At 54.5% G+C, this 12,945-nt stretch carries 14 protein-coding genes; 9 read left to right on the top strand and 5 right to left on the bottom strand.

Translation table 11 applies throughout. The features are described 5' to 3' along the window. The first annotated feature begins 62 nt into the window (after positions 1 to 62). Positions 63 to 344, top strand: a complete 282-nt coding sequence (locus J7399_RS07980; protein ID WP_209058292.1) for an SCP2 sterol-binding domain-containing protein — start codon at positions 63 to 65, stop codon at positions 342 to 344. Positions 345 to 405: 61 nt separating this feature from the next. Here the strand turns inward: J7399_RS07980 and J7399_RS07975 are convergent, their stop codons facing one another. Next, positions 406 to 1,119: an HAD family hydrolase gene (locus tag J7399_RS07975; protein WP_209085159.1), complete on the bottom strand. Its 714-nt coding sequence runs from the start codon at positions 1,117 to 1,119 to the stop codon at positions 406 to 408. Between the two features lie 234 nt (positions 1,120 to 1,353). Here J7399_RS07975 and J7399_RS07970 point away from each other — a divergent pair, with 234 nt between their 5' ends. From J7399_RS07970 to msrA, 3 genes are all read left to right on the top strand, one after another. Then, the gene (locus tag J7399_RS07970; protein ID WP_209085157.1) at positions 1,354 to 2,229 is read left to right on the top strand and encodes an NAD-dependent epimerase/dehydratase family protein; all 876 of its coding nucleotides are present in this window, start codon (positions 1,354 to 1,356) and stop codon (positions 2,227 to 2,229) included. A 32-nt stretch (positions 2,230 to 2,261) separates the two neighbouring features. Further along, complete coding sequence (locus J7399_RS07965; protein ID WP_247742810.1) at positions 2,262 to 2,873, top strand: sugar transferase; 612 nt, start codon at positions 2,262 to 2,264, stop codon at positions 2,871 to 2,873. A 114-nt stretch (positions 2,874 to 2,987) separates the two neighbouring features. Further along, positions 2,988 to 3,650 (top strand): peptide-methionine (S)-S-oxide reductase MsrA, encoded by a 663-nt coding sequence (gene msrA / locus J7399_RS07960; RefSeq protein WP_209085153.1) that lies wholly within the window; start codon positions 2,988 to 2,990, stop codon positions 3,648 to 3,650. Positions 3,651 to 3,736: 86 nt separating this feature from the next. Here msrA and J7399_RS07955 read toward each other — a convergent pair whose 3' ends face one another. Further along, positions 3,737 to 4,606, bottom strand: a complete 870-nt coding sequence (locus J7399_RS07955) for a ribokinase (protein WP_209085150.1) — start codon at positions 4,604 to 4,606, stop codon at positions 3,737 to 3,739. 181 nt (positions 4,607 to 4,787) lie between these two features. Between J7399_RS07955 and mutS the strand changes: the two genes are divergently transcribed. Then, positions 4,788 to 7,403: a DNA mismatch repair protein MutS gene (gene mutS, locus J7399_RS07950; protein ID WP_209086060.1), complete on the top strand. Its 2,616-nt coding sequence runs from the start codon at positions 4,788 to 4,790 to the stop codon at positions 7,401 to 7,403. A 68-nt stretch (positions 7,404 to 7,471) separates the two neighbouring features. Here the strand turns inward: mutS and J7399_RS07945 are convergent, their stop codons facing one another. Continuing rightward, positions 7,472 to 8,032: a nucleotide exchange factor GrpE gene (locus J7399_RS07945; protein ID WP_209066555.1), complete on the bottom strand. Its 561-nt coding sequence runs from the start codon at positions 8,030 to 8,032 to the stop codon at positions 7,472 to 7,474. A 9-nt stretch (positions 8,033 to 8,041) separates the two neighbouring features. Beyond that, complete coding sequence (hrcA, locus tag J7399_RS07940; protein WP_209085147.1) at positions 8,042 to 9,106, bottom strand: heat-inducible transcriptional repressor HrcA; 1,065 nt, start codon at positions 9,104 to 9,106, stop codon at positions 8,042 to 8,044. Positions 9,107 to 9,235: 129 nt separating this feature from the next. Between hrcA and rph the strand changes: the two genes are divergently transcribed. Genes rph through J7399_RS07920 form a run of 4 tightly spaced genes read left to right on the top strand, consistent with a single transcriptional unit; the run spans position 9,236 to position 12,061 of the window. Then, complete coding sequence (rph, locus tag J7399_RS07935; protein ID WP_209076312.1) at positions 9,236 to 9,949, top strand: ribonuclease PH; 714 nt, start codon at positions 9,236 to 9,238, stop codon at positions 9,947 to 9,949. Continuing rightward, positions 9,946 to 10,557: an RdgB/HAM1 family non-canonical purine NTP pyrophosphatase gene (rdgB, locus tag J7399_RS07930; protein WP_209085144.1), complete on the top strand. Its 612-nt coding sequence runs from the start codon at positions 9,946 to 9,948 to the stop codon at positions 10,555 to 10,557. Before rph ends, rdgB begins: the two co-directional genes overlap by 4 nt. Beyond that, on the top strand, positions 10,550 to 11,707 hold the full coding sequence (hemW, locus tag J7399_RS07925) for a radical SAM family heme chaperone HemW (RefSeq protein ID WP_209086058.1): 1,158 nt from the start codon (positions 10,550 to 10,552) through the stop codon (positions 11,705 to 11,707). The genes rdgB and hemW overlap by 8 nt, the downstream gene beginning before the upstream one ends. Further along, positions 11,708 to 12,061 carry a YbaN family protein gene (locus J7399_RS07920; RefSeq protein ID WP_209085141.1) on the top strand — a complete coding sequence of 118 codons (354 nt, stop codon included), beginning with the start codon at positions 11,708 to 11,710 and terminating at the stop codon, positions 12,059 to 12,061. Here the strand turns inward: J7399_RS07920 and J7399_RS07915 are convergent. After that, complete coding sequence (locus J7399_RS07915) at positions 12,051 to 12,941, bottom strand: ParB/RepB/Spo0J family partition protein (RefSeq protein WP_209085138.1); 891 nt, start codon at positions 12,939 to 12,941, stop codon at positions 12,051 to 12,053. The two genes, J7399_RS07920 and J7399_RS07915, sit on opposite strands and share 11 nt — an antisense overlap. Between the last annotated feature and the right edge of the window lie 4 nt (positions 12,942 to 12,945).

Genomic DNA, 12,945 nt, shown 5'->3' with positions numbered 1-12,945 from the left:
CTTGCAGCAACGCAATGTGGCTGCGATTAAATACTCGCGAGAGACTTATTTTTGGAGGATACATGCTGGAAGAGATTGCGGCGCAAATGCGCGAAGGGTTAAAAGATCAAGCGTTTGATAACACGCTGAAATTTGATTGTGGAGATGCCGGAGTGCTCGTTCTGGCAGACGGGACAGCGTCTACCGATGATCGTGATACTGACTGTACCGTCAAAATCTCTGCGGACAATCTCTCTAAGCTTCTGGCTGGAGATCTCAAGCCGACCACAGCTTTGATGTTGGGCAAGCTCAAAGTGTCAGGTGACATGGGCGTCGCCATGAAGCTGGGACAGCTGCTAGCTTAAACACCTGCTTTAAATTCTCTTTTCACGGAGGCAGCATTCCCTGCCTCCGCGTTGAGTACGATCAGCGCTTTCGCGATTTCATCTCTTCGTAGATTGGCAAAGCCGCATCAAGCACCGGCTGGAGGTTAACAGGAACCTCTGGCAACGGGCCCTCTGCACCCGCAAATCCCGTGGAGCTCCAAACCGCGCCATACCAGTGTTTGGCCCAAACCCCATCGTCTTTATGCCCGCCTTTGGGCCAGCTGAGCATCGCCGGATCGTAGTCTAAGCCTATATCATCACATAGCTTTTTCAGCGCATCCTCGGGGTTTTCCCGTATGTCATGGCTGTCAACAATGACGACATCTTGGCCCCAGTCACGCACTTGTTGGAGAAGTTCTAATTGTTGAGGAAAACCAATATCCTGAAGTGTGGGGTTCTCTCGTTTGGCCGCATATGAGGCGATCACGCGTGCCGGATGGCGCAGCAAAAACACATTTTTTGCATCCCTCATCCACTCTCTGGGGACGCCATCAATCATATGCTGGGTCATATGTTTTTGATAATAAACGGGTTTACCATCTGGATTAGTGCTTGAGAGCGCTGAAGCCACCACTTGTGGATCCTGGTGTTGTGACCTCAGGATCTCTTCACGCATCGGATGTTCTAGGCCGGTTTTTTCAAGATAAGCCGCATAAAACGGCTCATCCACCACTGCACAATCCGAACGATTGCCAAAAGCATACATCATCGCCGTAGACAGATTTCGCGGCCCGCTCCACATGGCTATCTTCATCAAAATCATCCTCTGTATTGCGTCGGTATCTCAGCTGTATCGCAGAGGTGGATTTCTCGACCACTCAGTCGCCCTCACACAACCTATGCTAGCTTTGATACCGTTGATTTTTACTGACGCTAGCGCGCACCTGCATGAAGACCAAGAGCAAATGCTTCTGGTAACTGACAAGCTTGAATGCCATTCTGTCATATCGATGCAATTGCGCATCGCACAACCTTTTAGGGTCCCATTTTGACGTCAATCCACTCTCCGATATCCCCAAATTTAGCCGATCAAAAAACCTTGCTTGTACTGGGCAGCACCGGAAAACTTGCCCGAATGATGCGCTTTTCTCTCCAGCAGTCTCCTACCCTTCTCAATGATTGGAAGCCAATTTGGTGCGGGCGCGACTTGGCGGCAGATTTGGACTTGGTGGTTTCGTCTGAAACGCGCGCATTTCCCACTGCAAATGCTGTGCTGGCGCTTTGGGGGGTGGTACCCGGCAGCGGAGATCTCTCACAAAACACAAATCTTGCGAAACGCGCAAACGAGATCGCGTCACTATGTAGGGCGAAACATATCATCCATTGCTCCAGCAGCGCGGTTTACGGCCCCGGACAGGCGCTTTCTGAAATTTCGAAACCAGCACCTGTAAACGAATATGGGGCCGCGAAAGTTGCGATGGAAGAAGCCGCTCTGTCCATCCACCGCGACGCAAATTCACCGAGGAAATCGACTATCTTTAGGCTTTCCAATGTCGTGGGCGCTGACAGCCTGTTTGAGGCGTTAAACGCCGGCGACACCTTGAAGCTTGATCGCTTTCCAAATGGCATGAGTCCCTTGCGGAGCTATACAACACCAACACTTGTCTGGACCGCCATAGACGCTGTTTTAAACGCAAAGACTCCACCTCCTATCCTGAATGTGGCCACCTCAAAACCTGTGGCAATGCATGACCTGCTCCGGGCTGCAAATCATACTTTCGACTGGCAAAACGCACCGGAAAGCGCAGTTGCGGAGGTCTCACTTGACGTCAGCTTACTTCAACAGTTGACCGGATCAGACTTGCATGTGACAGCAGCGCAGATGATTGAAGAATGGCGTTCAACGCGTAAGGCTTTGGCATGATCGGAAGTGGTACGACTTTGGGCAGGCGCCTCATGGATTTGGCGTGGGTGCTTTTTCTGCTCGCGTTGCTATGGCCAGTCATGCTCGTCCTTTCTGTTCTCATCTTGATCCAAGACGGCCGTCCCGTGTTCTACATTTCAGAGCGGATGAAAACGACCACACAGGGGTTCCAACTGCTCAAGTTCCGCACGATGACAAATGTCTCTCGTGACAGCGGCGTATCTGGCGGCGACAAAGCGCACCGGATCACAAAAATTGGGCGCTTCCTGCGCAAATATCGACTGGATGAATTGCCGCAGCTGATCAATATCTTGCGCGGTGACATCAGTTTTGTTGGTCCTCGCCCGCCGCTGCGCCGCTATGTTGAGCGCTTTCCCGACCTCTACGCCGAGGTTCTAAAGGACCGGCCCGGAGTGACTGGCCTGGCAACGCTAATCTATCACCAAACGGAAGAACGCCTGTTGGCGAATTGCCAGACAGCTGAAGAAACCGAAGCTGTTTATGAGCGTCGATGCGTGCCGACAAAAGCAAAGCTGGATGTGCTTTATGCGAAGAAACGGACTCTTTGCAGCGATCAACGGCTCACCGTTGCAACAGTTTTTCGCAGAGTTTCACCGGTCTATCGCTCTCGGAAGCGTGGGTAGGATCGGCTCCGGCTGCTCCCATTCACCGCTTTTCACCTTGGTGTGACAACAGGTTTCATAGGATTGAGACTCACGAAGAGCCAGCGCAAGATTGGGGCAACAAGGAGTTGTCTGATGAAAAAACTGCAGAACCTGAAAACCGCAGCCCTATCCGCTCTGATTGTTCTGGGAACATTTGCTCACAGCGATCGCGCTTACGCCATGACCACGGAGAAACTGATCGTCGCCGGCGGATGCTTCTGGTGCGTGGAGAGCGACTTTGAAAGCGTCAAAGGTGTTCAGGAAGCGCGGTCCGGCTTTATTGGCGGCAACACAGCCAACCCAAGCTATAAACAGGTCACCAAAGGTGGGACAGGTCACTACGAGGCGGTAGAGATTACTTTCGATCCCTCCAAAGTTTCACGTGAAACGCTGCTAGATCTGTTCTTCCGCTCTGTTGATCCCACAGATGCCGGCGGTCAATTTTGCGACCGAGGCGACAGCTACCGCACCGCGATTTTTGTCGCCAATCAAAGCGAACAAAGCAAGGCTCAAGCCGCAAAAGTGAAAGCCCAGGCTCAGTTGGGGCGGACAATTGTGACGCCAATTTTGCAGGCCGGAACCTTCTATGAGGCAGAAGCCTATCATCAGGACTACTACAAAGGCAGCAAGATTGTATTGACCCGCTTTGGGCCGAAAAAGCAGAGCGAAGCCTATAAGCGCTATCGCAAAGCATGCGGCCGGGATGCGCGCGTAAAAGAACTTTGGGGAAGCGCTGCTCCATTTGTAGGCCACTAAGGCCCCTCAGGGTTTTGGCTCCATCGCGGTAGAGCTACGATACCCTCGAGGGTCATTTCTAGCCGAAATTAGGTGTGAGGCAGCGCTTAGAAACGCGCCTCGTCCACTTCTTTCAAATCAGGGATCACATCTGCGGTGCCCTGTCGGGTCACCATCAGAGCACCTGCCCGCATCGCGAGGGCGATCGCCTGCTCCATAGGCAGGCCACGGTCACGCGCAGCAAGTACATAACCCGTGAAGGTGTCTCCAGCCCCCGTGGTGTCGACCGGTGTCACAGGCATTGCAGGAAAATCGCGAGAATGCCCCTCATGCAGCCAGCGCGCACCTTTCGCACCAAGCGTAATGATCACGTCGGTGACACCCAGAGCATCCGGAGACTTACCAGTCGCTACTTCCAATTGCTCAGCCTCCACCTCATTTAAGATCAAGAAATCGAGGTGAGGAAGAACAGCCTCAACAGCCTCCGCCTCAAATGGCGCAGCAGCATAAGCGACATAGAGACCAAGCTCCCGCGCAATTGTTGCGGCCTCGGGCTGATCCTTGGTTTCATTCTGCATCAACAACGTGTCGCCTGTACTCGCCTCTGACAGCGCTGCAGAAATGGTTTCGGCTGGTATTTGATGATTGGCGCCTTGGAAAAGAACGATGCTGTTTTCACCGCCCGCATCCACATAGATATGAGCTTGGCCATTTGGTGTGTCCGGAAGCTTGCTGATGTGACGCGTATCCACGCCAAACTCCATCATGCGGTCGGCCGCCCAAAGCCCATCATGCCCAACCGCGCCAACATGCACTGTATGCGCACCTGCACGTGCGGCGGCAACGCTCATATTTGCGCCTTTGCCGCCAAGGCCCCGGGTCAACTTGGTCGCTGCAAGAGTTTCGCCTGGCCCTGGGAGATGGGGCACATGATAAAAGAAATCGGCGTTGATGGAGCCGAGGTTGTAAATCGTCATGAGGGTACGCCGTGTTTCTGTTTTCTTTGATCTAACGATCAAAAATTTGCACGCTTGTCTATTGGCAATGACCTTACCTGAGGTTTTGCGCTTTTCCATAGGGACCGAGGTTTGCTATCTGAGGAAAACCAAACCTTGGGGGTTCTGAGCAGTGAAGGGCGACAAGCCGGGCGTCACGCCGATGATGGCGCAATATCTGGACATCAAAGCGCAGTATCAGGATGCGCTGTTGTTTTACCGGATGGGTGATTTTTATGAGATGTTCTTTGACGACGCTGTGGCGGCGGCAGAGGCGCTTGATATTGCCCTGACCAAACGTGGCAAACATGAGGGCAATGAGATCCCCATGTGTGGCGTCCCGCATCACGCCGCAGAAGGGTATTTTCTGACTCTCATCCGCAAGGGCTTTCGTGTCGCCGTTTGTGAACAGCTTGAAAGCCCAGCAGAGGCAAAAAAGCGCGGCTACAAAGCGGTGGTGAAACGGGATGTGGTGCGGCTGGTGACGCCGGGCACATTGACCGAAGACAGCCTGCTGGATGCGCGACGACACAACTTTTTGGCAGCTTACGCCGTTGTCCGAGATGAGGCGGCACTGGCCTGGGCAGATATCTCCACAGGTGCGCTGCATGTGATGCCTTTGGCGCCGGTACGACTGGGGCCTGAACTCGCACGCTTGGCGCCAAGTGAGTTGTTGGTGGCAGAAGGCTCGGAAAGTGAGCTCGGACCGGTTGTCGATGATATGGGGGTGCCGCTGACATCTGTGTCACGCGGTAGTTTTGACTCTGTTTCAGCGGAAAAACGGGTTTCTGCGCTGTTTAAAGCGTCGTCTCTAGAAGCCTTTGGCACTTTTTCGCGGCCCGAGGCCGGAGCGCTTGGTGCGATCGTCGACTATCTGGAGCTGACCCAAAAAGGCAAATTACCGCTGTTACAACCGCCGGTGCGCGAGGCGACACAGGGTGTAATGCAAATTGATGCGGCGACACGGCGGAACTTGGAGCTAACAGCAAGCCTTTCTGGCGGACGGGCCGGATCCCTTCTCGCAACGATAGATCGGACAGTGACCGCCGGCGGCGCACGCCTTTTGGAGCAACGATTGTCCTCGCCCTCTCTGCGCTTGGCAGCCATTCGCGGGCGGCTGGAAGCGGTCAGCTATATGGCTGATCAACGCGGCGAGGCAGCGGATCTACGTGAAGCTTTGCGCAAGGTGCCAGATTTGGACCGCGCCCTCTCTCGGTTGGCGTTGGACCGAGGCGGCCCTCGGGATTTGGCGGCCATCCGGAACGGCCTCGGGCAAGCAAGTCTTTTGGCGGATCGGAATTTCTCCGGTGATTTGCCAGATGATTTGACTACAGCACGTCGGGCACTTTCCGGGCATGATGAGCTACTTGATCTTCTGGAAGACGCGCTGATCGCAGAGCCACCGCTTCTCGCACGCGACGGTGGCTTTATTGCACCCGGCTTTGACGCAGAGCTCGACGAAAGCCGTGAGTTGCGCGATCAGGGGCGTGGTGTGATTGCTGGCATGCAAGCACAGTATAGCGAGCAAACCGGCATCACCGCGCTGAAGATCAAGCACAACAATGTGCTGGGTTATTTCATCGAAACCACCGCGAAGCATGCGGATGCGATGATGTCTCCGCCCCTGTCTGAAACCTTTATACATCGTCAGACCACCGCCAATCAGGTGCGCTTTACCACCGTTGAGTTGAGCGAAATGGAAACCAAGATCCTGAACGCCGGAAACCGGGCGCTCGAGATCGAAAAGCGGCTCTATGACAGCTTAAAAGGCGCAATTTTAGATCGCTCCGCTGAGGTTGCGGCAGCTTCCAGAGGTCTTGCAGAATTTGATTTATCTGCTGCTTTGGCGGAACTGGCAGCCAATGAGAAATGGACCCGACCTGAGGTTAACGACAGTCGGGACTTTGCCATCGAAGGCGGGCGGCATCCGGTTGTGGAAGCAGCTTTGCGCAAAACCGGTGACCCGTTTGTTGCCAATGATTGTGACCTTTCAGGTGGCGATGCGGCGAACATCTGGCTTCTGACAGGCCCAAACATGGCCGGTAAATCGACCTTCCTACGCCAGAATGCACTCATTGCCCTACTTGCGCAGATGGGAAGCTTTGTGCCTGCAAACAGTGCGCGGATCGGATTGGTCAGCCAGCTTTTCAGTCGCGTGGGCGCGAGCGATGATCTGGCGCGAGGACGCTCCACATTTATGGTGGAGATGGTCGAAACCGCCGCCATCCTCAATCAAGCTGACGACCGCGCCTTGGTCATTTTGGATGAAATTGGACGCGGGACCGCCACCTATGACGGCTTGTCGATTGCCTGGGCAACACTCGAGCATCTGCACGATGTGAACAAATCCCGCGCGCTCTTTGCAACGCATTACCACGAGATGACACAGCTTGCCGGGAAGATGCCGGGCGTCGACAACGCGACAGTTGCGGTGCGTGAATGGGAAGGCGAAGTGATCTTCCTGCATGAGGTCACACAGGGGGCTGCAGATCGGTCTTACGGCGTTCAAGTGGCTCAGCTGGCGGGCTTGCCAGCTGCGGTGGTATCGCGTGCACGTGTGGTGCTGGATGCATTGGAAAAGGGTGAGCGGGAAGGTCAGGCACAGAAAGCATTGATTGATGATCTGCCGCTCTTTGCTGCGACGCCTGCCCCTGTGCCCTCTGCACCAGCGGGACCAACTCCCTTGCAAGAGAAGCTCGCAGATGTGCATCCAGACACATTGAGCCCGCGAGAGGCTTTGAACCTCATTTATGAATTGAAGAATCTGGCGGAGAACTAATTCTCACCATTACCCAAAGAAAAAGCCTCCGAGTGATCGGAGGCTTTTTAGTTCAATAACTCTGCGAGTTAGGCTGGAGTGGAGCTCACGCCAACCTGTGCTGGGCGCAGAAGGCGGTCGTGCAGCATGAATCCCTGAGCGGAAACTTGAATGATGTCACCCGCCTTGGTGCCCGGAACGGGCGCTTCAAACATAGCTTCATGTACGTTTGGATCAAATTTATCGCCCACTTCAGGGGAGATCACTTCAATGCCGTGCTTGGAGAAAGTTTTCAGCAGCTCGCGCATAGTGAGCTCAATACCTTCGATCAGCGCAGAAGAGGCCGCTTTCTGCTCCTCAGTGATCGATTCAACTGCGCGTTTCATGTTGTCAAAGACAGGCAGCATGTCACGGGCCAGCTTGGAGCCTCCGTATTGCTCCGCATCGCGACGCGCTTTGTCGCCACGTTTGCGGGCGTTCTCAGCATCTGCCAGCGCACGCATCCAGCGGTCTTTCAGTTCGTCACGCTCGGCACGCAGCTCATCCAGTTCCACCGCCTCATCTGCGAGCTCATCAAGGCTCTGAGCAAATTCTTCGGCTTCGGCTTCTGCGATGTCGTCCAGAAACTCGTTGTCTTTCGGCTCAGCCATTTTTCACCTCTAACCGCGGTCGGAGATCAATTTTCCAACCAGTTGCGCCGTGTAATCCACGATCGGCACAATACGTCCATAGTTTAGGCGCTTGGGTCCGATGACCCCGACAGCACCCACGATCTTTCGATCAGCGTTCATATAGGGAGACACCACCAAAGAGGAACCCGAAAGTGAAAAAAGTTTGTTCTCTGAGCCAATAAAAATGCGCACACCGTCGCCTTGTTCAGCAAGTTCCAGAAAATCGGCAATGTCGCGCTTACGTTCAAGGTCATCAAACAACGTGCGGATACGCTCCAGATCCTGCTCCTCGCCACCAGAACCAAGAAGATTCGCCCTCCCGCGGACGATGAGGCGTTCTTCCTGTCCGCCCTCACCGGCCCAAAGTGCCAAACCGCTTTCCACAAGGTCAGCAGCCAGCGTATCGATTTCCTGGCGCCGACGCGCGATCTCTTCCCGTACGGCTTTGCCTACCTCACTCAGCGTGCGCCCTTCAGCCACAGCATTGAGGAAATTCGCGGCCTCCCGCATGGAGCTGGGTGTTTGCCCCGGCGGCGGCGAGAAAAGGCGGTTCTCCACATGGCCATCCGCAAACACCAAGACCACCAGCGCACGATCATGCGCGAGGGAGACAAACTCGATGTGTTTGACCGGTGCCTCATGTTTAGGTGCCAGAACCAGCGAAGCACCCTGTGTGACGCCAGAAAGCGCCGTGCTGACGCGATCAAGCATGTTGCTCACATCCTTATCGCCTTCGCCCAACGTGGCATCGATCTTTTTGCGGTCTCCGTGATCCAAATCGCCAACTTCAAGGAGCCCATCCACAAACATACGAAGACCTTGCTGCGTCGGCACGCGGCCAGCCGAAACATGCGGACTGTCCAGAAGGCCAAGGTATTCCAGATCCTGCATCACATTGCGAATGGTCGCCGCACTGACTTTCTCCGAAAGAGACCGGGTGAGCGTGCGCGATCCCACCGGATCGCCTGTTTCAAGATAGCCTTCGACCACACGGCGAAACACCTCTCGGCTGCGATCGTTCATTTCTTCGAGGATTTTGGTGGTGTCTGCCATCTGCCCGTGCCTTCTGCTCTTCAATAAAATAGGCTCAAGCACAAAGGTCAATCGGCGTTGGTCAATCGGGGTTGCACCCGCCCTGCCCGCGCGGCTATGCCCAAAAGAAATCAAGAGAAGGAAATCCCCATGCGCCCCTCTGGACGTCAGCTCAATGAAATGCGTGCCGTGTCGATTGAGACCAATGTAACCAAACATGCGGAAGGCTCCTGCCTGATCAAAATGGGCGATACGCATGTGCTCTGCACCGCCTCTCTGGAAGCGCGCGTACCGCCGTTTATCAAAGGCTCCGGTCTGGGTTGGGTGACAGCGGAATACGGGATGCTGCCACGCTCTACCTCTTCCCGCATGCGGCGCGAAGCTGCGGCAGGCAAGCAAGGCGGCCGCACCGTAGAAATTCAGCGCCTGATCGGCCGTTCCCTGCGCGCAGGTGTGGACCGCGTGGCTTTGGGCGAGCGTCAAATCACCGTGGATTGTGACGTAATCCAAGCTGATGGCGGCACGCGCTGTGCTTCAATCACCGGCGGCTGGGTTGCCCTGCGTTTGGCAGTGAACAAGCTCATGAAAGCCGGCGACGTCACCACCGACCCGCTTATTTCTCCGGTCGCGGCAGTGTCTTGTGGCATCTACGCAGGTCAGCCAGTGCTTGATCTGGACTACCCAGAAGACAGCGAAGCAGGTGTGGATGGCAACTTCATCATGCTGGCCAACGGGCAGATGATTGAAACCCAAATGTCCGCCGAAGGTGCAACCTACTCCCGCGATCAGATGAACCAACTGCTTGATCTTGCAGAAAAAGGCGTGGCAGAACTCGTTGCCGCGCAAGAGGCAGCCGTGGCATGACACGCAAGTTCACGGACAAAACGCTGCTGATGGCGACGCACAACAAAGGTAAACTTGAGGAGATGATTCATCTCCTTGAGCCCTTTGGCGTTAAAGTTGTCGGTGCTGCAGAAATGGATCTGCCCGAACCTGAAGAGACCGAAGACACATTTGTCGGAAACGCCCGGATCAAAGCCCACGCTGCGGCAAAGGCGACCGGTCTGCCCGCCCTCTCAGACGACAGTGGCATCACGATTGACGCGCTCAACGGCGCGCCCGGCGTCTATACAGCAGACTGGGCCGAGACCGAAAATGGCCGTGACTTTGTGATGGCAATGACCCGAGCCCACAACGAACTTGAAGCGGTAAACGCGCCGCACCCAAGACTTGCGCAATTTCGCTCCACGCTGGTTCTGGCTTGGCCTGACGGACATGATGAGGTTTTTGAGGGTGTGGCTCCCGGGCATCTTGTATGGCCCATGCGCGGCAAAGACGGCTTCGGCTATGATCCGATGTTTGTGCCCGAAGGGCATGATGTCACCTTCGCGGAAATGGACCGCTGGGCCAAAAACAAGATCAGCCATCGCGGCCGTGCGGTGAAAGCCTTTGTGGCTGGTTGTTTTGGCTGAAGATTGGCAAAACGGGGGCTTTGGCCTGTATATACATTGGCCGTTTTGTAAGGCCAAATGCCCCTATTGCGATTTCAACAGCCATGTAAGCCGTGAAATCGACCAAAATCGCTGGTTAAACGCTTATCTCAGCGAACTGGACCGCGTCGCAGCTCAGACGCCGGGGCGTGTGCTTAACACTGTCTTCTTCGGCGGAGGCACCCCAAGCCTAATGGATCCAGATATCGTCGCAGCCATTCTGGAACGCGTGCGAAAACTCTGGCCCACATCGAACGACATGGAAATCACGCTTGAGGCGAATCCCGGGTCTGTCGAGGCAGGTCGGTTCGTGGCTTATCGCGCAGGCGGGGTAAATCGAATTTCCATGGGTATTCAGGCGCTAAATGACAGAGATCTACAGCGTTTGGGCCGTATTCACTCTGTATCAGAGGCCAAGAAAGCCTTTGAAATAGCGCGCAAAACCTTTGATCGGGTGAGTTTTGACCTGATCTATGCACGCCAGGATCAATCCTTGAATGATTGGCAGACCGAGTTGAAAGAAGCTCTGTCGATGGCGATAGATCATCTTTCGCTATATCAACTCACAATTGAACAAGGCACAGCCTTTGGCGATCGGTACAACCGCGGAAAGCTCCGCGGTTTGCCAGAGGATGACCTGGCTGCAGACATGTACGAAACAACGCAGGAGATCTGCGCTGAAGCAGGCATGTTGCCTTATGAAGTTTCCAACTATGCAGCCATAGGCTCTGAATCTCGGCACAATCAAATCTATTGGCGCTACGGCGATTACGCAGGAATTGGGCCAGGAGCGCATGCGCGGTTGACACTTAACGGGAAACGTCATGCGATAGAGACATGGAAAAATCCGAACAAGTGGCTGGAGACTGCGGAAGGCGGAAATGGAGAAAGTCTGGACGAGGTGATTTCCAGAGATGGCCAAGCCGCGGAATTCCTTCTCATGGGGCTTCGCCTGAGCGAGGGAATTGATTTGTCCCGCTACGAGGCGCTCTCGGGGCATGCTCTTGAAGGGCCCCGCGTGGATCACATGGTCGAAATTGGCATGATTGAAAAGACGGCGCGACATCTCCGTGTCTTGCCACAAGGGCGCATGGTGCTAAATTCTGTCCTGTCGGAACTTTTGGTGGACTAAATGCGCGCGATTTGGCTGATCTGCGGATTGATGTGTGTCGCGTTTGCATTGGTCGGCGTTGTGCTCCCCCTCTTGCCGACTGTTCCCTTTTTGTTGCTCGCAGCTTTCTGTTTCGCACGTTCATCGGAGAGGCTGCACAATTGGCTCCTCTGTCACAAACTCTTTGGTCCGATGATTGATGATTGGCATCGCAATGGTGCAATCAGACCAAGCGCAAAAAGGGCAGCAACGCTGTCCATAATGTTGGTGTTTGCAATTTCATTGGCTTTAGGCGTAAAAACCACCGTTTTGATCATCCAAGCGGTGGTTTTAAGCGCGGTACTTTTTTTCCTCTGGACGCGACCTAACGCGTAGAGGACAGAATCCGGCACAATTCATCTAGATCATCAAGTGTCTGATAATTAATGGTAATTTTCCCAGATTCCCCACCAGACGTATGATCGACGCTGACTTTCATTCCCAAATTCGCAGAAAGATCGCCTTCTAGCGCGACTGTATCGGCGTCCTTATGGGTCTTTGGTCGAGATTTTTTAATTTGCTCGACGAGAGAGCCTGTTTTTTTCGCGAGTTTTTCAGTCTGGCGAACAGAAAGACCATCCTTCACAACTTTCTTGGCGAGCTCTGAGGCATTTTCCGAGGTCACCAAGGCGCGCGCATGACCGGCCGAGAGTTCTCCCTCGCGCAACATCATCTGAACGTCATCCGGCAGATTGAGCAGGCGCATCAAGTTTGCGATGTGGCTTCGGCTTTTGCCGAGCGCTTCAGACACCTTCTCTTGCGTGTGACCGAACTTTTGCATCAGTTGACGATAGCCCATCGCCTCTTCAACCGGGTTCAAATCCGCACGTTGAATGTTCTCGATGATCGCAATCTCGAGAACTTCAGTGTCATCATACTCTCTGACGATAACCGGAAGCTCATGCAGCTTCGCCATCTGGGACGCGCGCCAACGGCGTTCGCCAGCGACAATCTCGTATCGATCTCCAGATTTCTTCCGAACGATAAGCGGCTGAATGACGCCCTTTTCGCGAATGGAATTCGCCAGATCGTCTAACTGTTCAGGTGTAAAATCACGGCGCGGCTGATCTGGATTTGGCTCAATCCGCTCGATTGGGACAACCATATCTGCCCGACGAGGTGTTTGCGCAACTTGCGCGCTCTTATCTTCGGTAACATCCGCCATCAATGCACTGAGGCCGCGGCCAAGGCCACGTGATTTCTTCTTCTCTGCCATACCG

Source organism: Shimia sp. R9_1 (genome assembly GCF_017743775.1).
Classification (GTDB): domain Bacteria; phylum Pseudomonadota; class Alphaproteobacteria; order Rhodobacterales; family Rhodobacteraceae; genus Shimia.
The sequence above is the reverse complement of the archived record's forward strand: the minus strand, read 5'-3'. Positions and strand labels throughout refer to the sequence as shown.

Excerpts from the sequence above, each read along its gene's own strand:
- J7399_RS07980 (WP_209058292.1), top strand. The coding sequence starts at position 63 with ATGCTGGAAGAGATTGCGGCGCAAATGCGCGAAGGGTTAAAAGATCAA.
- J7399_RS07975 (WP_209085159.1), bottom strand. The coding sequence starts at position 1,119 with ATGAAGATAGCCATGTGGAGCGGGCCGCGAAATCTGTCTACGGCGATG.
- J7399_RS07965 (WP_247742810.1), top strand. The coding sequence starts at position 2,262 with ATGGATTTGGCGTGGGTGCTTTTTCTGCTCGCGTTGCTATGGCCAGTC.
- msrA (WP_209085153.1), top strand. The coding sequence starts at position 2,988 with ATGAAAAAACTGCAGAACCTGAAAACCGCAGCCCTATCCGCTCTGATT.
- J7399_RS07955 (WP_209085150.1), bottom strand. The coding sequence starts at position 4,606 with ATGACGATTTACAACCTCGGCTCCATCAACGCCGATTTCTTTTATCAT.
- mutS (WP_209086060.1), top strand. The coding sequence starts at position 4,788 with ATGATGGCGCAATATCTGGACATCAAAGCGCAGTATCAGGATGCGCTG.
- J7399_RS07945 (WP_209066555.1), bottom strand. The coding sequence starts at position 8,032 with ATGGCTGAGCCGAAAGACAACGAGTTTCTGGACGACATCGCAGAAGCC.
- hrcA (WP_209085147.1), bottom strand. The coding sequence starts at position 9,106 with ATGGCAGACACCACCAAAATCCTCGAAGAAATGAACGATCGCAGCCGA.
- rph (WP_209076312.1), top strand. The coding sequence starts at position 9,236 with ATGCGCCCCTCTGGACGTCAGCTCAATGAAATGCGTGCCGTGTCGATT.
- rdgB (WP_209085144.1), top strand. The coding sequence starts at position 9,946 with ATGACACGCAAGTTCACGGACAAAACGCTGCTGATGGCGACGCACAAC.
- J7399_RS07920 (WP_209085141.1), top strand. The coding sequence starts at position 11,708 with ATGCGCGCGATTTGGCTGATCTGCGGATTGATGTGTGTCGCGTTTGCA.
- J7399_RS07915 (WP_209085138.1), bottom strand. The coding sequence starts at position 12,941 with ATGGCAGAGAAGAAGAAATCACGTGGCCTTGGCCGCGGCCTCAGTGCA.